The sequence below is a fragment of the Bremerella cremea genome (genome assembly GCF_003335505.1).
Lineage (GTDB): Bacteria > Planctomycetota > Planctomycetia > Pirellulales > Pirellulaceae > Bremerella > Bremerella cremea_A.
The window spans coordinates 334,125-353,833 of the sequence record NZ_QPEX01000011.1 but is presented as its reverse complement, the minus strand read 5'-3'; the positions used below and the strand labels follow the sequence as shown (position 1 = coordinate 353,833).

Here is a 19,709-nt window from a genome sequence, read left to right as displayed (position 1 = left end):
TTCGGGCGATCAAGCAAGATTTTATTCTCAATCGGCAGCGGTAAAGCGGCAAGTTGGGCTCAATCACCGCCCAACTTGCCTTCGTTTTCACTTGTCGAACTTAGTTCGGTAGCAAAGCGTCTCGTTTGCGAAGCAGTCGCCACTGCTCTTCGTTCTTTTCGGCAAAGTCCCAACCTAGCTCGCCGTAAATGTCCGAACGCTTCTTGTACAGCAGCAGATTGGTAGGATCTTCCTTGATCATTTTGTTGAGCAGTTGTAGCGCCTCGGCCTCTTGGCCATGCCGACGCAAACGTCGCAGGTGCAGCAGAGCGTACTTCTTTTCCGTTGTATCGACCCAACTCGACAGTTGTTCGAAACTCTTCTCAAATAGCTTCGCCCGCTTCTGCTCATCCTTGGGTGCCTTGCGGATGTCTTTGTTCTCTGGGTGCTCAGGATCGTCCGTCGGCAGATCCATGTAGGCATAGGCCCGAGCCTTACGGTAGAGCGTATCGATGAGCGTCTCTTTCAGTTCGGTCATCTCCTTCATTTTTTTCTTTTCTTCGTCCGTCTCGGGATCGCGTCGCTGGGCGAAGTACATGCGAACTTTGTTTTGCGGGATCGCCTTCAAGACCGCATTGGCCGCCTTAACGACTTCGGGCAGGTGATCTTTGCGGTCGTTTTCGTCCAGCATGATCAACTTGGCTTGCAACAGCGCCACATCCTCAGGCTTGGCCTCTTTCAATTCGTCGAACAGTTTCGAAAACTCTTCCTGCTGATCCTTACCTTTTAAGGTCTTCAAATAGGCCAGCTTCGTTTCGAATAACTTGTCTTCCAGCGTCGGCTTCTCTTCCTTCGGTTTGTCAGCCGCTGGCTCTGGCTTATCGCTTGCCGGTACCGGCACGATGTATTCCAAGGCAAAGCCTTTCGGACGACGCGAAGCACCGTTCAGCTTGGCATCGGGATCACCAAATTGAATTTCCCCCAACAACAAGTCACCCGGCGAAGCCATCTTGGGCATCCCCTTCGGATCAGTCGTCAGGTAAACCGGCACTAGCTCGCCGGGACGTAGCCACTCGCCACGGAAACCTCCCTGGCGATTGAAGGCATTTTCGTAGTTGTTGTAGGTACGAATGCCAGGACGGCTGATCTCGAAATCAAGCCAAACCGGCATGTCCTCGATCTTCAGAAGTTCGTCGCGGTCTTCGTGTCGGAAGAAGAACGTGAGCGTGTACTTCCCTTTGTCGAGCGAGGTATCGCGTCCGCCGGCCCCTGTTTTTATGACTTGATTGTTCTTGTCGTAAATCGCATAAACACCGCCTGAGTACGAATCGAAGCCGTTGGCATACGCTACCGGTTCTGGTGCCACCTTGGCATCTTCCGAGAGCGTAATCTCGTAGGTGAGCGTCAGCCCATAGATCATTCGTTTTTCAGGCAGTTGATCTCGCTGCGGATCGAGCGGCATAATTTCGCTTTTCACCGGGCGAATCGTCTTGCGAAGTTTTTCGAACTTCGCAGACGGCTTGATCTGCATCGGGCCGAGCACGGCTTGCACGTCAACTCGATGAATCGGGTTGTTGCCGTCCCACGTTAGCGTGCCTGGGCTGGGAACGATTCCATAGAACGTAGCGTCCATCTCGACTTCGGTATTGCCCAGCGTCGACCAGTATTGAGCCAGGGTCATTTCGATCGTCTTGCCTTCTTCCACCGGGAAACTGATTTCACGCAATTCGCCCGGCTGTAGCGGTAAGAAGTCTTGCTCTTCGATCTTGCTGTAGGCTTGATCTTCCAAACGTTGCAAAGCATGAAAGACGAACAGCTTGGTGTCGTCAATGTTGGTCGCTTTCAGGCGAACATTCACCCACGTTGCTCCGATCGGCACTTCCACAAAGGAACGGCCGATCTCGCCTGGGCCTAAACGCAACATCTTGTGAAACTGCGTGTTCTTGTTTTGCGTTTCCGGCACAATCACGGTAATCGGGACGCGAAAACGTGGCCCCAGTTCAGGATGGTCGGCGTAGTAGGCTTCGATTTCGGTAAAGTGAACCCCTGGGTCCAGCGAACGAGGATCGACTTCGATTTTGAAGTTCCGCCCGCCGTGATGCACATAGAAGCTGGCCGGGATGGTCACCCAATCTGCGTCGCACTTTAAATTGAATTCCGCTTGATAGTTAGCTCGTGGATCGTATTTGTCGTCTTCGTTAAAGACCGGATCGACTTCGATCGTGATCTCGTGGACACGCTTGGCATCGTCCGCTTCGCGGAAGTAGACACCCCGGTTGGTCCGTAAGCTAGGGATCGAAACGACGTAACGAACTTCCGGTTCGACTTCTTTCTCGTACTCTTTCAGCCACTCGAAAGCAGCACCCACTTGAATCAAGCCGTAACCGTTGGCAAAGACCGAGCCATTTTCCAAAGCACGGGCCGAGTTCTTCACAGCCAGCTTGACCGCTTCTGGGGTGTAGGGAATCTTCTCTTGCTTGAGCCCACTTAAGATCAACGCGATCCCGCCGCAGGCATTGGGCGAAGACATCGACGTTCCGTTCATTAGCTTGCCGGGCGAAAGCGACCAGCGCGAGACCGGCGCAACCGCGCCACCAGGGGCACTGATATCGACGCCTAAGTCCCCATCCATCGTCGGCCCGCGGCTCGACCAGGTATAAGGCCGTTCGGCTAGTTGCTCGCGCACCGAATAGCCGGTGCTGGCCAACGCTGGCGGAATGTAAGCACCAACGCCTAGAATCGCCGATGTGGTCCCCCCAGGACTTCCCACAGTACTAAGCGCCGGACCATTGTTCCCCGCGCTGGAAACAAAGATCACGCCGTAACGATTGACGATTTCGGAATAAAGCCGAGCTGCTCGACCGGTGTTCCATTCGGGCGAAGCACCGCCGTAGCTCATGTTGATCAGATCGCACTTGTTTTCCAGCACGGCAACCAAGCCCCGTTCTTCGCCGGTACCGGTCGAATTAGAACCGAGACGGGTATCGCCGATCTTGACCGAAACAATTTGCGCGCCTGGTGCCACACCGTTCATTTCTGGACGATCAGGATAGTTCGCCCCGATAATTCCAGCCACGTGTGTCCCATGCGTGCCGGCGTCGACCACAATGCTTAGCAGATTGCCTTCTTCGTAGATGTTGACCGCAAAGCTAACCAGGTCGACTTCACCAAACGTCGAATACTGACGCTTGGCCCGATAGTTGGTCATCAGCTTTTCATCCGCTAAATCACCATCTTCATCCGTATCGACCACGGCCTGCCAGGTTTTGCCGTCGTGGAAAACCACGCAGTCGTAAATCGGACCGGGATCGTCCCAACTTCCTTGCAGTTTGGTCAACGCCTCGAGTCGCAGTTCGAGTTCCTTCTTTTCTTTCTTTTGTTCGGTATTAGGCTTGGGGTTCTCTTTCTCGAACTTGGCAATCTGGCGGATCAGTTCTTCAATCTTGCCTCGCACGGCCTCGTCCCACGGCTTACGTCGTTCCGACTTCACACGAGGAATCGCGCCACCAGGAAAGAGTTCGTAAGCTGGCTTCATCCCCAGATGATATTCACCGCTGGGGTTCTTCCATTTTTTTGGAATGGTCAGCGTCCGCCCGGTGAGCCCTTCCAGCTTTCCTTCTTCCGCCTTACGCACGGTCGATGTCCGTACGTCACCACTGCCGGAGCCGTCGATCATGTCAATGATTTTCGGTTTGCCATCGGAGGTGACCTGAAGCCCTGGGGCAGCGGGATCGCAGCCGGTATCGAACACAGCCACCACTACCCCTCGACCGTCAAAATCGGGGTGCTGTTCTAAAAAACGGGTCGCGCCGATTTCTTTTTTCGGCAGCAAATCAGCCGCCGGAAAATTTTCCTGGGCAAGCCCATGCGAACAGAAGATAACGGTAAGTACAAAAGCTGAAGTAAGTCGGATCATGGCAGACTGTGGTTGAGAGCAGATCGCGAGGAATCAATTCAAATCGAAAACGGTGCGGCCGCAAAGTTGACGCAAACCATCTATTGTAGGTCGTAACCAACCCCTGGGCGAAGCACCTTAATGTAGAAAATTCCGCAGAATGGCTGGAATGCCCTCCCTTTGCGGTATGAATTTCGATATTCAGGCTCTTCTCGTGGCGACTTGGCCAAAGTAACGCCCCTCTATTCCGCAAAAAAGGCACGAGATGCACTCGTGCCTTTTTACTTAAGCGGGTAACTCACAGGAAGAAAATTACTTTTTCTTCAGCGTCGAGATGTATTCGACCACATCTACCAACTCCTGCACCGTCATCAGCTTTTGCAGATCGTTGGGCATGACAGAAATCGACAGCTTCCGAATCTCGTCGACTTCGCTCTTCGGAATCGTCCGGGCCAACCCTTCCGCGTTGGTGATCGTGATCGAATCTGCCGTTTCGCTGGTCTTCAATCCGGTAATCGCCGTTCCGCTTTCGGTCAGCACCGCCCAGTTTTCGTAGTTGTGGCTGATACCGGCGCTAGGATAAAGGATCGATTCAAACATCGCCTCGCGCCCCAACTTGGAACCGATCTCGCTCAAGTTTGGCCCGACTTCTTTTCCTTCGTTGTTCACGACGTGGCACTTGCTGCACGTTCCGGTGGTGGCAAAAACTTGCTTCCCCTCCTCTACCGAGCCACGCATCCGCACCAATTGGTCGAGCGGAGGAAGTGGCTTGTTGTCTTTGGAAGGAGGCTGCGGGAAAATCTCGGCGGCCTTCTGACGAACGTCACCCCAGACAGAAACCTTCAGCGGAGCCGCAGCGGCTTGCATGAGCTGTTCGTCGAGCTTGCCTGCTTTGGCCAGTTCTAACAATTGGTGGGCCGAGCGTTGGTTGCTGGCCAATCCCTTCACCGCAATCCGGCGGACTTGCAGGTCTTGCGAAGGTTCGTTCAGCATGCGCTGCATCCAGGCATTGGCCTGACCGGTGCTGCTGTTGGCGATGGCGGTGGCCAAAGCGACTTTTTCCTCTGGCTTCCCTTCCGCCAGAACCGATTGCAGCAGCTCTTTCTGGCCACGTCGCAGCAAAACCCCGACAGCAGCAACGCCGACTTCGGCATCAGGCTGGGCGATCGCCAGGTTCAACAACTGCGGATAGTAGTCCTGCTGTTCGAACCGATCGACCAGTTCCACGTAGGCCAGGCTCCCGGCGACTTTCTCTAAGGCTTTGCCCATAGCGGCGGTCGACTCGGCGTTTTTGTGAACATCGTAGTTCTTCAATCGCTTGACCGATTCCGAAATGATCATCGTTTCGGCGTCGTCGCTCCGAGCACCTTTAAATGCCAATGCAGCCACGGCGTCGTTCACCCCTGCGTCGTTCGGCTGGAAATCGAACGCACGGAAGAAACGGGGCAGCTGCTCGGCGGGGTTGCTGGTGTCTTGAATGATCGCCGCCAGCAGTTCTGGCGTTTGATTAGCCCGGCTTCGCCAGACGATGTCTTTTGCCGCAGGCGAGTCGATCTTCCCCTCGACCGCTGCCAGATAGGCCGCCAGGCGCGAATCCCAATGCAAGTCGGCCCCAATCCCAAGGGCCTCTAAATACCAGCGATCTTGGCCATCGTACTGCTCGGCCAGCTGAGCCCATTGCTGCGATGCCTTGTCACTGCCATCAAAGCGCAACTCGATCGCGGCTTGGCGACGGACCTGAGGCGATTTGTCGTTGATGACTTTCGGCACGATTTCCGTGGCGGGGATTTTCAATTCATGCGCCATCCGCAGACCAACAATCCGCAGATTCGGATCTTCAGCAGAAAGTGCCAGATCGACCGCTTTTTGGCCTTTGCCTTCAATGTTTCCCAGCAGCCACAAAAGGCGAGCCTTATAGCGGGCGTCGTCCGATGAATCGTAAGCCGCTCTTAATGCCGCTGCGGCCTTGGCTCCTTGGGCATGCAGGTTGGTCCATGCCAGGTAACGGGTTGCCAGGTTCGGATTCTTCAGCGCGGCGAGGCAGCCGTCGATGGTTGTGAAATCAAACTTAGGTACTTTGTAGCCGACTCCCTGAGGAGCAACCCGGAAAAGACGGCCCCGGTCGAGATCGCGCTGACCGTGACCACCGACGCCTGGGTCGTACCAATCGCTGACGAAGATCGAACCATCTGGAGCCACACACACATCGGCAGGACGGAACCAGTTATCCCGTGCACCTTTCAAGATATCGACCGACTCGGCCGAATAGCCGGCGCCGTCGTTCTGCACAGGGTAAGCCCGCACAATGTTGGGACCGGCATCGCAGTGAATGATTTGGTTCTGAAAGATCTTCGGTAGCAATTCCCCTTCGTAAATGCAAATTCCTGTCGGCGAGCCCGCCCCGGTTTGCAGCAGGTTCGGCACCACGCCAGGATCGTTCAAGTGCCAGTGCTGCAAAGGAACCTCGGTTTCCATGTTCGTTCGCGGCGACCGCCAACCAGCACCGGTCATTTGATCGAGGTAACCGAAGTTGCCATATTCCATGACGTAATTGATGCGAACACCGCGGTTACCGTCGTCGTCGTTGTCGCTTTGCCAGAGGGTGCCAAACGAGTCGACGGTCACTTCGTAGTTGTTACGAAAGTTATGGCCTAAGACCTCGAATTCACTTCCATCCAGGCTACAGCGAAAAGGCATTCCACCGAAGTAAGGCTGGCCGTTGTCGATCACTTGGTTTCCGGCCAAATCAACCACCACGTTGCCCTGGGCATCGTGAACATGCTTTCCGGTGTTACCAACGTTCCAGTAAAGCTTGCCATCAGGACCGAAGAGGAAGCTGTGGGCGGAGTGGTCGTGCTGCGGTTGGCCCGTCTTGGTGAAGAGCAACTCTTTCTTATCTGGCACGTCGTCGCCATCTTCGTCCGTGAAAACAATCAGGTTCGGTGCAGCGGAAACAATTACTTTGTTCCCCAACACACAAATCCCCATTGCCGTATCGACATCGCGACCTTGATAGTAGACCTTCGTTTTGTCGGCCACTCCGTCCCCATCTTCGTCCTCTAAAATCAGGATGCGATCCCCTTCCGGACGCGATCCGTTGTTGCCGCGATAGTTCATTACATCGCACACCCAGATGCGGCCCCGGTGATCGATGTCGATGTTCGTCAAGCTTTTCAAATCGGGTTCAGCCGCGACAAGGGTTGCTTCCAATCCTTCATAAACGTCCAACGCGGCTACCGCTTCGTCAGGTTCGTGACTTCCGCTGGCGGCTTGCTCGGAAACGTTGCCAGGATCTTGGGTATAGACGGCAAACTGAACCGAGGTCACGTCGCCGTTCTGCTGATTCGAACCGCCGTTATCGAGCCCACCTTTGGCCACAAATTGGGTGTAACCTTCCGGCAAGTCGTAGGCGATCACCGAGTTCGCATGGACACCAATCCCGTAATCCACTGCCTGGCCGTTGACCAGCAGGGGCTGCCCACCGACGTTGCGATTAACCTGGACGTTGCCCCAATCGGCAGTGGCTCGCTTCCACTTCAAATCGGTCAGCTTCTTCTCTCCCTTTGGGCCGACTAACTTCGGTTCAACCCAATCGGCCCAATCGCAGCTAAAGCCGTTCCCGCCGTCCATGACGACGAGAAAAAGCTGCTTGGCCCCTTCCAGGTCGACACGAATGTCGACCTGGTGACCGGGCGTGCTGGTCGTAACCACTGGGCTTTTGAACTTTGGCTTCACATTCTGCGAAACCTTGTTGCCCTTCTTCGGTGCCGGCTTCTTCTTTTCCGGCGGAGGGCCAGGAATCAGGCCTTTCAAATCGTCTTCCGAAAGCGAGGCCGATTCGACACCTTCTTCCGGGACTTCCTCGTGGCTGATCCAGACAATCGCGTTGAGAACCACCTTACGGAAATTGGGATCGGCCCAGTTCCAGTGATTGTGCCCGCCAGTGAAACCAAACCCACGACCGCCATCTTCGCGATCGGCTGCCCAGGCGACGTGTTGCGGTTGCCCCACCATGGCGCGCACGTGCTGGTTGCCACTATGCGGACCATCAGGACGATCGAGCGTGCTTTTCGGTGGAACGGCGGTCAGAATTGGCGTGACATCTTTCATGCCTTCGCGGAAACGCATGTTGTAGTACCACTCGTCGTTGATCTCGAACGGCTTCACCCCATTGGTAATTGGATGATCGCCATACTTCTCGAACGAAGCAGTCCAATGCGGATTCACGCTCCACCAAGGCTCGAAGTAGCCCCCGATCCAATCTACGAACTTATCCCCCGCTTCCCCTTTGGTCGTTTCCACGCCGTAATGGATACAGGCCAAACCGACCCCTTTGTCCATCAGCTTTTGGAACTCTTCCAGGTGAGGATTCAGCAAGTGACCAGGTCCACCATCGCAGTAAACGACCACGGCATCGGCGTTGTCAAAGGCGGTGGGATCAGCAGGCCAACCCCCTTCGTAGATAGCCGCTTCAAACTGCGGCATGTTCTCGGTCAGCGCCAACATCAACAAGCGACAACCGGCCATGTGCTCGTGGGCACCATAACCGTGGCTCGGGCGACCAGGCACGAAGACGACTTTCTTCTTCCCTTTTTCCAATGGAAGCCGCTTGAGCATCACGTCTTTGAACTGCACTTTCATGGGGGGACCAGCATGCAGCTGCAATGCTAGAATACCGCTGGTGCGTGCGTCTTTTTCTCCTTCGTCGATCACCTCGGACATGACCACACCGTTGATCTTGTGGATCAGGTGATTCCCCTTGGCGATGATCTCGTAGTCGTTCCAATCTTCCTTGTTGATCTTCGCTTGCAGATCCGCCGATTCGGCGAAGCGTTCTTTCTTGGGGTCTTTGTTGCCATCGTGGACAATCGTTTTTTCGCCACGCTGGGTCAGAATACCGCGGCCCCGCTCTTCGTAATTGATACCGCTGTAAGTGTCGCCGCTGTCGATGTCGGCCTGATACCCTTTGGCAACATGGTTCCCCAGGTCGGTCGAACGATACTGAATGCCCGAGTTGCCGCCGACAATCTTGTACTTCAGCTTCAACTCGAAGTCGTCAACTTTGCCTTGGTCCCAAATCAGGAACGTGTTTCCCTTGGTCGGATGCTCGGCTGTGGTCGTGCCGGTGATTGCGCCATCTTCGACGCTCCAGAAACCTTCAGCGCCGTTCCAACCGTTAAGCGTTTTGCCATCAAAGATCGGCTTGAAGCCGTCGTCGTCGGCCTGAGCCGAACCAACCGCCACCAGGGCGATCATCGTGCCGGCCAATAGCCATGCGAGATGCTTGGTCATAAGAGGTCTATCTCCTGCAATCTTGGGTGAATCACCTTGCCTACAAAAGACGTACACAAGGCAACGAGAGAGGTAAAGGAAAGGGGGAGGACTTGCGAGGATTCGCCATCGCCCAGCAGGTCGGATGGTTCCTGCTAGAGACAGCCATAGGATTAGTGAACTGGTTAGTTTAGCTGGAAAACACCCCTGAATGCACTATCCAAAGGCAATTTCGCTTCCATTTTATGAGTCATGCCACCCACGGAAAAAAAGGCACGCTTCCTTTAGCAAGCTAACGGAATCGTGCGAATCTCCACCAACAGCCCATAAAAAAAGGCTCGCGCCGAAACAAAGTTCGACACGAGCCTTAATCAAGAGACTGCCTGATTGAAGCTAAGTGCTTAGTTGCCGAAGGGATTCTTCATCCCAGAGCCGCTATCTGCTCCGCTGCCGAAAGGATCACTCGAGCCACTCCCGAAAGGATCGCTCGATCCGCTACCAAACGGGTCGGCCGAGCTACCGCCGTCGCTTCCGCCACTGCCAAATGGATCGGCCGTATTTCCACCACCGGTGGCTGGAGGGCCAAATGGGTCTGCAACGCTTCCCCCGCCACCAGCTGCCGGAGCGGCAAACGGATTGCCACCAGCTTCACCCATGGGTGCGGCTGCTTCTTTTTCTGGCTTACCTTCAGGCGGGGCAGGTTTCTCGCCAGGCTTGGTTACTTTGACGTAAACCAACGGATCTGGCAACGCACTGGAACGCAGCACCACCATCTTGCCCGTCTTAGTTCCGATGATGATTCGATCGGTCTTCGAGTTGGTATGAAAGAAATCGTAGCCTTGCAGGCTCATCGAACCGACACGCGCCCCAGAGTTGATATCCAAGACGACTAAATCACCGTCATCGTCCAGAGCGTAAACGTATTTGTCGCCGGCGGAAAGGAACTTCTTGATCCGTGGCACATACCATCCCACTTCCCCTTCTTCGATGCCCAGCTTGTACATGCCACCCCGTTGAAGCGTTACATAGACGGACTCACCGATCGCAATCGCCGAGCTATCGATCGGCTCGCCGCAGGAAAAACGCCATTGGATCGAACCATCGGTCGAGTAAACGCAATAGACATACCCGGTCGCCGTGGTGAAAAACAGCCGCAATGCTCCAGAGTTGCTGGGTGGAGCAATGATTTCGCCGCTCGATTCAATGCGATAACGAACCAAGGGGCGGTCGGCATAACCAACATAGAAATAGTTGCGATCGGTGGCCCAAGCGATCGACGAAGTCGTCGCCAGCATCGGCTTACGAATGCTACCAAGCGACTTGTAACGTGGCACTAGCCGTGGCCCACCATCAAAGTTGTAAGCCACCACCGTTCCATCCAGCAGCGGCACGTAGATAAATTCGTCACCAACCACCGGGCCAGCGATCGGTAAGCCATCTAGATCACGTGTCCACATCACGGCACCACTATCTCGCCGGAGACAACTCAACGTGAACCCGCTAACCGAGACGACAATATCGTCGTTCGCATCGGGCGTGGTTTGAGGAAAACGTGGGTTGCCTCGCAATTCGGCCCAATCAGCCTTGCCGGTTCGTCCATCAACCGCCATTAAAATTCCCGAACTGCTCTGCACCAGAAAGGTTTCGTTGGGCACTTCGCGCCGGGTAACTTGAGGCTCGCCTTTGCTAGAGTCGAGACGGGCCACATACTGGTCGACCTTCTTCTTGGCGCCTTCTTCTCCTAAAGGCTTGCCGATGATATCTAGTTCATTGGAACTGAAGGTGACCGTCTTACCGTTTTGCTCGACCTCGAAGACCACCATGGGGTCTTTCGCGCTAAGCACCTGACGAAACGTCTCTAGCTCGGAACGCTGCGGATCGATCGGCAATTGGCCCGACCAAACTTTCTCGAGCCCGAGTCGTTCTAACTCGTAGGGAGAAAACGTTCGTGCCCCAATCTGGGCCATCGCAGGCGTCGCGGCCAGGGCGACCAAGGCAAAAATAGCAAGACGCGATACGAGTTTCTGAATTGGCATAGCGGTCGTGATTCCTTCAACTGGCCCATTTCGATGAGCTCAGCTTTCCTGGCGGAAACAAGCGAGACAAGTACCATCACCTTAATCGGTTTTGGTAGTTTGGATAAGATTGCCTGGGAAAAGTATCCTCAGAATATGCTTTTTTAAGCATAACACTCGGATGAGTAATACCTTGCCAAGTTTTTCCATCTTAATTCAGATACCACCCCAGCGTCACGTTTTTGGCCCGGTTTTCGCTAAATCCTTGTTTTTCGTCGATTCTCGACGTGTTGTATCGCCTAGACCCCGGCGTCAGTCCCCTCTACCATGAAACTTGAGTTATGGGGACAACACCCTTATGAGGGGAAGGCAGACACGTCTTTTGCCCCAAATGGTGGGGCACTGGCAAAATGAAACGGCAGGTTCATGGGTGATCGATCTGAAGAGAATGGTCTGCTAGAGAAAGTTCTCGGTTATTTCAATTTCTCTTCGGGAGAATACGATGCGCGTTTTGCCAACGCGTTGGATCAACTTTTCCGATTACCAAGCCTCCCCCAAACCCCCGATCACGAGTGGCCGTGGCAGCAAGTCGGCCAGCGGCTAAAGTCTGGTTTGGCCGAGCTTAAAACTTCGTCGGCCGCCCTGGCCGAATCGGCCCAAGCCGAGACCGCACTGCATTATGTGTTCGATGTCGTGCTGCCAGCCTATCTGGAATTTCATCACGACTTACTGTTCCACCAAACCGGCGAAAAGCTCTTTTCCCCGTTCTTCATCGTACGGGTCACTCAATCGGTCCTCGCGCATGCCGACCATTGGGCCGATGAAAGCAAAGTTAGCAAGCTCTGCTTGGACGATTTGAACGACTATATCGGGCACCGGCCTGTCCCGGCGCTAGAGACTCGCAAGACAGAACCGTACCCCCACGAGTACTGCCGGCCGATCCCGATTTGGCTGAAAGGGGCTGGGGCCTGCCTCGGACGGCATCAAGAGATCGTCGAAAAGACACTCGAACTGTTGCATGCCACAAACGCCGACATCCTGCAAGATGCTGGCTTCACGACCGAACAGCTCGACGAACTGGCCATCGATCCTCGCGCCTATGACTTCGAGCACCCAGTCAACAAACGCCCTAACTACCAGTTCGGCCAGTGGGATCCTGACCATATCGATATCCACGGTCGATATACACGTTTTGTCGTGCAACAAGTCACGCTCGAAGCGTTGACCGATCGTGTCGATCGTAACCCTCCCAGCGATCTCTCGCACGACGAGCTCGTATACGAAGCCGCTGCCGTCCTGGCTGGCGTTATCTTGATGGGGGCCGGCATCACCGGCAACGGACCAGGTGCCTACCATTCCGAGATGACCCTTTCGAAGCTGGTGCCGGTAATCGCCAACTATCGCGATCGCTTTTACAACCAACTGCTCGATAGTTGCCCGCCTGCGATGACCCAGCGACTCAACGAAGAGTCGATTCAACGTCGCCAACCATTTGGAGCCGCGCGGCAACATTTAAATGCTTACCTCAGCAACCGCCGAGCGAAGCAATTGGCCCACGTTCGCCTGGCGCTGATCTATTCCCGCATGGGCTACCCCGACGCGGCGGGCAAGCAGGTCGATATCGTTCCCACGGCTTCCGCTCGGATGCAATGTCGCATCGAATGCTTCATCACCCTAGCCCACCAGGCCATGAAGCGAGGCGATCTCAACGAGACCATCGACTACATCCACAAGATCGTCGATCGACTGCACCGTGCCATCGAATGTGGTGCGATCGTCGATCCCTGGAATATCCTTGGTTTCGATGGTCAGTTCAGCTTGTTCCCCGCTTACGAGAACAGCGTTCGCGACCACCGTGTCGATGACCTGACACGTTTGATCGAACAAATCTTTGATCTTATGTCGCAAGCTCTCAGCGAAGCCGCCGTCCGCGACGACGAAGCCGTGCGGTCGAAAACGGCGTGGGCGTTCGAAGAGTTCTCGATGTGGTGGCATCAATTCGCTACGCACGAAGTTTCCAGCGTAGATTCTCCTAGCGGAGACGATGCCTTCGCCGCCGCGCGGCGGGTGGCCGATGCCTTGCGGCTGTGGCATAAAGTGGGGGCAGAAGCAGGCGACGTCGCTTTCTGGTCGCCGCATGCCGAGATGTTCGATTCTCCCAAAGCGTACGGGCTGGTGATTGAAGCCCTGCTGGAACGGAACGACTTTGTCACCACGCTAGCCTTGCTGATGCACTGGCTAGAACGTGCCGATGAGATTCCCTTGCATCATCTCGATACGTCTTACTTCGGCATCGCCACGCAGTGGATTTTGGCATATCAGAAGTATCGAACATCGCTCGACGATTCCCCTCAAATTCAAGCCGAGACCTGGAAGATGATCCAGCGATTTCTCGACTTCCAAGAAGCCAACGCTGGTGCTTACTACAAAGTGCCAGGCTGGTTCTCGCAGACGGCTAAAAAAGGACAGTTCGACGAAGAACTGGAAGCCCTTTTCCATGGCGAGGAACCGGACGGTGACAACCTGTTTGACGCCGCCTACGAAGACGTTACTTATACCGACAGCACCGACGATGGCAACGAAGGAGCGATCTTCGAAGGAGGCGACTCTGAAACAAGCGAAGACCTTCAAGCCGAATCGCGTCGCATCAACACGCATATCTCTTTTCTTAGCTGCGTCGCCCAGTTGTGGCAAATGGCCGCCTTCCAGGCCATCCGCACCGCAGGCGAAGCCGTAGTTGTCGAGAAGCTGATGCAGTGGCGTGAGCAAGCAATCAGCAACTATCGCGAGTTGCTCGAACTGTTGCTGGTGGTCAATCAACACAAGCTGAGCGAAATCAGCGGCGACCATCAAGCGATGGTCGAATACGATCGCCAACGGGCCGTCAAAGAATTCGTGCTCGAACGCATCATCATGACAACCGTCTCAACGGCGTCAGCAGCACGCATTTTGTCTTCTGCCGTGGCCGCTATCGCCCCCCATCAAAAGCAATCGCTGGAAAACCTCGAAAACGAAATCGGCGCCGAACAAACGTTGGCCGTCGATCTGCTGGCCGCGATCCTCGCCGGCGATACCGAAGCGGTTCAACAACACTTCCCCCCGCTGCTGAACACGCTCAAAGACAAACCGCTGCTCTACGTACCGATCTCGAAACGAGGCGGCCCGCTGCGGATTGTCTCGGCCCGCGTTCGCCAGTCGACGATTCGGGAACTGCTGCATTGGCTCCCTCGGGTTGGCCAGTACGACCTCTCGCGGCAACTGCTCGACACGGCCCGCAAGATGGAGAACGACAACCCAATCGGCCCCGGCGCGATCACCGAGTTCGATGCCCTGTTCGAGACCGGGTTCCTGGCGATCATCGATGCCGTGGTTGCTTCGTCGCAAAGCTGGGAAGTCGCCAAGGAAGGTGCCACCGAGCTCGACAACGCCTTGGTCGAATGCCTAGAGCACGTCACCCAAAACTTGCTCATCGTGTGGCTCAACCATAGCCGTACCCTTCGTTTATCTGCGGTAGAGAAGTTTTCGGACGCCGGCCAATGGAAGATGGTGCAAGCGTTTATCCAACGCTATGGCCGCGATCTTTTCACGCAGCACTTCTTCAACCGGGGCAACATTCGCAGCATTTTGCATGGCGGAGTAGAAACCTGGATCGAGCGGGTTCGCGAACAATGGCCAGAGGACGATTGGCCGTTCTTCATCCAAGCCATGGGGACGAACATCAATCGGATCGAGGCCATCAACTGCTTTAGCATGGTCTTAGAAGCGGTCTTGGAAAACTTCGCCGAGTACCGCGACTACAACAGCACCACCACCCAGAGTGATCGGGGCGAATACCTCTACATGTTCCTCGATTTCCTGCGACTACGTACGGCGTACGATCGTGTTTCGTGGAACCTGAAGCCAATTGTCATGACGCACGAAGTGCTGGTCCGTACCGGACATGCCGAGGCCGCCCAGATGTGGCGTAAAGCGTTGGCAGATCGCATTGAGGACGAAGCGGAGAAGTACGTTCGGAAGCTGCGGAATCTGCAGCGTGAATATGCGATGCAAATGCCAACCGTCGCCGATCGAATTCAAGAACGCTTTGTCCGCCCCTTAGCGGTCGATCGGATATGCTCGTTGGTTAAACAAGCGATGACCAACATGGGCACGGAAGAAGCTAGCATCGCTTTCAACTTGCTGTACGAAGAAGCGGAAGCGCTGGTCCAGGAACCGAGCGGTGTCGGCCTCGACATTCCAACGTGGCTCAAAGCGTTGGACGAAGAGGTGACCAAGGTCGAGCTAAAGGAAACATTCGTTGCCGAGAACGAATCGTGGCAACCTAGCGAAGCTATTCCGCTGAGGAAACTCTCACTGGAAGCGGTTCACGACCAAATCGACTCTTGGACCACGCATTTCTCTTCCGAGGACGACGAGGAAGAGGAATAATATTTTAGTTTGAAGTGTTCCGTTTTCAGTGTTCAGCAAGACTAAAATCAGCACGTATTCTCCTTCCGGCTTTTCACTGAAAATTCAAACTAGCCCTTCCGAGCAATTGCCTATCGAATCGGAGGGGACTATCCCGTCCGCTCGTGAACGCCAAGGTACGCCAACATGAACTTTCGAGTTGAAATCCCGATCTATCGCGGGCCACTCGATTTGCTGTTGTACTTGGTACGCAAGCATGAGTTGGACATTGTCGATATTCCCATTGCCCAGGTCACGCAGCAATATCTGCAGTACCTAGATATTCTCAAAGCGATGGATGTCAACAGCGTGGCCGACTTCCTAGAGATGGCCAGCACGCTGATCGAGATCAAATCGAAGCTGGTTCTACCGCAACAGGAAGACCTGGACGAAGAGACCATCGACGATCCACGCGATCAGTTGGTCGAACGGTTGCTCGAATACAAACGTTTCAAGGATGCGGCCAGCTTGCTGGAAGATCACGGACGAGATTGGCAGAAGCGTTTCCCCCGGATTGCCGACGACTTGCCGCCACGCAAGGTCGATATGGCCGATCAGCCGATCAACGAGGTCGAGCTATGGGACTTGGTTAGCGCCCTCAACCGCCTGCTGCGCGATAGCAAGCAAGCCCAGCCAACCAACATCGTTTACGACGACACCCCCATTCGGGTCCACATGAAGCAGGTTCACGCCCGGATCGTCAGCGAGGGAAAGGTTCGTTTTTCCACCCTTTTTCCCCCAGATGCGGTCAAGACACGCATCATTGGTATCTTCCTCGCCCTCCTAGAATTGATTCGACACTATAATACGCTGGCTCACCAAGAAGACGATGACCAGGAAATCTGGATCACAGCCGGTGAAGGATTCCAAAATGAAGTTCACTTTGAAGACGTCGACGAATACGAAGCGGGCAAACCGACGCCGCCCTAAACCGGTATCATCGTGAACTAACATTCCCGAAATCCAACGCCACGATGAACCTTGCCCCGGGACAATGCGTCCCCTTCTTCCTGGCTTGAACCACTTCCAACTGCTGGGGGCCACGAGCCTGCCACTCAGATATCCGACAACCCATGCTTGATAACGCCCCCCTGCGAAAACTCGAATTCAACGGCCTCACAATCGAAGGGTACTCCCGGGCGGCCGTCCAAACCTATTGGCGCATTCCCGAAATGAAGCTCGGCTTCGACTTGGGTTTGCAGCCTTGGGATTTCATGGGCACGGCAACCTGGTTCATCTCGCACACGCACTTAGATCACATCGCCGCGCTGCCGGTTTATGTCTCGCGTCGCCGCTTGATGAAGATGCCTCCGCCGACAATCTATCTGCCTGAAATCGCCGTTGGCCCAGCCTTGCAAGTGCTGAAAGCATTTAGCCGGCTCGATCGCGGCAAGATGCCCTGCACGCTGGAACCTGTTGTTCCCGGCCAAGAGATTGAGCTCTCGCGCGAACTGGTCGTCAAAGTCTTACCGACCAAACATACGATTCCCTCGGTCGGGTACATCGTGTCGCAGCGTAGGCGTAAGCTGAAAGCCGAGTACCAAAACCTGAAAGGGGACGAAATCCGCGACCTCCGCCAAAGCGGTACCGATGTCACCGACGAACATCGTCACCCGCTGCTGGCCTACCTTGGAGACAGCCGGGCCGAAGCGATGGACCAGTCGCCCGAGTTCTATGAAGCGGACATCTTGATCATGGAAATGACTTTTGTCGCACCTGATCATCGTAAAGAGAAGATCCACAAGATGGGTCATATCCATCTCGACGATGTGGTCGCCCGGCGCGATAAATTCAAGAACCAGAAGATCATCGCTTCCCACTTTAGCACCCGCTATACCGGGCACCAGATCTACGAGCATGTCAAAGCCAAGCTCCCCGATATGCTTGATGGTCGGTTGCACCTTTGGCTTTAATCGCCAGCCTGCTCGCGTTTGCTGCCCGGGACATCACCGCTATGTCTAGATTGTCATGATCGCTCCTCCTCGCAGTGCTTACTTGCACGTCCCCTTCTGCACGCATCGTTGCGGGTATTGCAATTTCACCGTCATTGCGGGGCGAGATGATCTGACGGGCGCCTACTTGAACGCGATCGAAAAGGAACTCGAACTTCTTGGCGCCCCCCAAGAAGTCGAGACTCTCTTTCTTGGCGGAGGCACTCCCACGCATCTTTCGCCAGAGGAACTCCAGCGACTTCTCCAACTGGCAACAACCTGGTTCCCGCTTGCCCCTGGGGGCGAACTTAGTGTGGAAGCCAACCCGATCGACATCACGGTAGAAAAGGTCGAGTTGCTGGCGGCGGCTGGGGTCAATCGAATTAGCCTCGGTGTGCAATCCTTTCACGATACCAAACTCAAGCTGTTGGAACGGGATCATCGTCGCCGCGAAATCGAGCTGGCCGCTTCGCGGATCTTGCCCCTGATTCCGAACTTGGGTATCGACCTGATCTTCGCCGCCCCTGGAGAAACACTGCCTCAATGGCACGAAGACCTGCGTTCCGCCGTAGAACTCGGCGCACAGCATATCTCTACTTACGGCCTTACCTTTGAGAAAGGAACCACGTTTTGGAGTCGCCGCGAACGTTCGCAACTACTCGAAGCCGATGAAGAACTGCAGCGCGAGATGTACCTGGCTACGATCGAACGGCTAACGGCGGCTGGCCTCGAGCATTACGAAGTTTCTAACTTTGCCCGGCCCGGTTTTCGCAGCCAGCACAACCAACAGTATTGGCTTGGCCGCCGCTACTTTGCCGCCGGACCAGGTGCTTCGCGGCATATCGAGATGCGTCGCGAAACCAATCATCGCAGCACCACCACATACATCAAGCGTATCGAAATGGGTCAGTCCCCCGTCGCTGAGCAAGAAACTCTTACGCCAGAAATGAAAGCTAGAGAACAACTAGTCTTTGGCCTACGCATGCTACAAGGGATTCATCTGCCCACCTTCCAGCAGGATACCGGAACAACTCCTCAGCAGCTATGCGGCCAGATCATCTCCCAGTTTCAAGAACATGGACTTCTTACCCTTGCAGGCGATTACCTTCGTTTAACGCCTGAGGGATTGCTCTTAAGCGACACCATCTGTGTCGAACTTTTATAAGCCAGCCCACCTCTACAGAACGACTCAAATCTACAAAAACCAAGGGCGATGGCCTCTTCCGACTCGTTGCTAACCATAAGCACACTATCGAACTTTTTACAAAAGAATTTACGACTCTTCATGTTTTGAGGTTTGAGACTGACCGGTTTTTCAGTTAGATTTTCGAACAGTGGGGTTTGCGAACATCAAGAATTCCACACAAGCTCTCTCGCCCATTATCGGTTCAATTGGAAAAGCCCTCTGACGGTGAATTGGTCAGACCGCTTTTCGTCTCCGGAACAAATTGTCGAGGCGTCCTTTTTCGTTGCTGGTTTTCCCAACGACGAAACACCCCCATTCTTGGCCAGTATTTTTCCTGGGAGTGACGCCATGATTCAGATTAAACACCGCAATACCGGAGAGATACTCCTTGAGATTGCGGCGGACTCGCTGGTTGGCATGAAGCTTGTCGGCAAAAATTTATCCGGTGCCGATTTGTCGTCACAGGTTCTTCGCAATTGCGTATTCGATAGCGACAACCTCGACGAAGCATCGTTTGCTAGATCGAACTTGGAAGGAGCAACCTTCATTGGCGCGAGCGTGAAACGCGCTTGTTTCGATGGGGCCAACATGACTCGGGTAGTCATGACCGACGCCATCCTCAACGAATCGAGTTTTGTGCGAACCAATCTGAGCAAAGCCAATTTGCGTTATGCCAAGTTGCCCAATTGCAACATGACCGGGGCGCGGCTTGTTGAGGCCGATGTCAGCATGTGCGATCTACAGTGCAATTTAATAGAAGCCAACCTTACTCGCTGTGATCTGCGGGGCTCGAATCTAACCGGAGCCGACCTAACGCGGGCCAAAGTCGACGAGGCCAACTTTACCGATGCCAGCATGACCGATGCCATTCTGGAAGAGACCTACATCGAACGGGCCATCAATGCATGTGCCAAACATAAGCCCTTCAAGCCAAAATCGCATGTCGCCAAACGCCCTTGGTGGATGGTTTGGGCTTAGCAAAATGT

The 19,709-nt window shown here is 54.7% G+C and carries 8 protein-coding genes; 5 read left to right on the top strand and 3 right to left on the bottom strand.

Annotated features, from left to right (window positions below):
- Nucleotides 1–100: 100 nt before the first annotated feature.
- From DTL42_RS08675 to DTL42_RS08665, 3 genes are all read right to left on the bottom strand, one after another.
- Nucleotides 101–3,895, bottom strand: coding sequence for a S8 family serine peptidase (locus DTL42_RS08675; protein WP_114368314.1), 3,795 nt, complete (start codon nucleotides 3,893–3,895; stop codon nucleotides 101–103).
- Between the two features lie 291 nt (nucleotides 3,896–4,186).
- On the bottom strand, nucleotides 4,187–9,166 hold the full coding sequence (locus tag DTL42_RS08670) for a PVC-type heme-binding CxxCH protein (protein ID WP_114368313.1): 4,980 nt from the start codon (nucleotides 9,164–9,166) through the stop codon (nucleotides 4,187–4,189).
- Between the two features lie 380 nt (nucleotides 9,167–9,546).
- Entirely contained in the window at nucleotides 9,547–11,181 is a 1,635-nt protein-coding gene (locus DTL42_RS08665) for a PQQ-binding-like beta-propeller repeat protein (RefSeq protein WP_114368312.1), read from the bottom strand.
- A 405-nt stretch (nucleotides 11,182–11,586) separates the two neighbouring features.
- Between DTL42_RS08665 and DTL42_RS08660 the strand changes: the two genes are divergently transcribed.
- The 5 genes from DTL42_RS08660 (at nucleotide 11,587) to DTL42_RS08640 (ending at nucleotide 19,701) form a co-directional block, all read left to right on the top strand.
- Entirely contained in the window at nucleotides 11,587–15,588 is a 4,002-nt protein-coding gene (locus DTL42_RS08660; protein WP_114368311.1) for a hypothetical protein, read from the top strand.
- A gap of 165 nt (nucleotides 15,589–15,753) precedes the next feature.
- Complete coding sequence (locus DTL42_RS08655; RefSeq protein WP_114368310.1) at nucleotides 15,754–16,536, top strand: segregation and condensation protein A; 783 nt, start codon at nucleotides 15,754–15,756, stop codon at nucleotides 16,534–16,536.
- Between the two features lie 143 nt (nucleotides 16,537–16,679).
- Nucleotides 16,680–17,519: an MBL fold metallo-hydrolase gene (locus DTL42_RS08650; RefSeq protein WP_114368309.1), complete on the top strand. Its 840-nt coding sequence runs from the start codon at nucleotides 16,680–16,682 to the stop codon at nucleotides 17,517–17,519.
- 55 nt (nucleotides 17,520–17,574) lie between these two features.
- Nucleotides 17,575–18,702: a radical SAM family heme chaperone HemW gene (hemW, locus tag DTL42_RS08645; protein ID WP_114368308.1), complete on the top strand. Its 1,128-nt coding sequence runs from the start codon at nucleotides 17,575–17,577 to the stop codon at nucleotides 18,700–18,702.
- 369 nt (nucleotides 18,703–19,071) lie between these two features.
- Nucleotides 19,072–19,701 (top strand): pentapeptide repeat-containing protein, encoded by a 630-nt coding sequence (locus DTL42_RS08640; protein WP_147274209.1) that lies wholly within the window; start codon nucleotides 19,072–19,074, stop codon nucleotides 19,699–19,701.
- The last annotated feature ends 8 nt before the right edge of the window (nucleotides 19,702–19,709 follow it).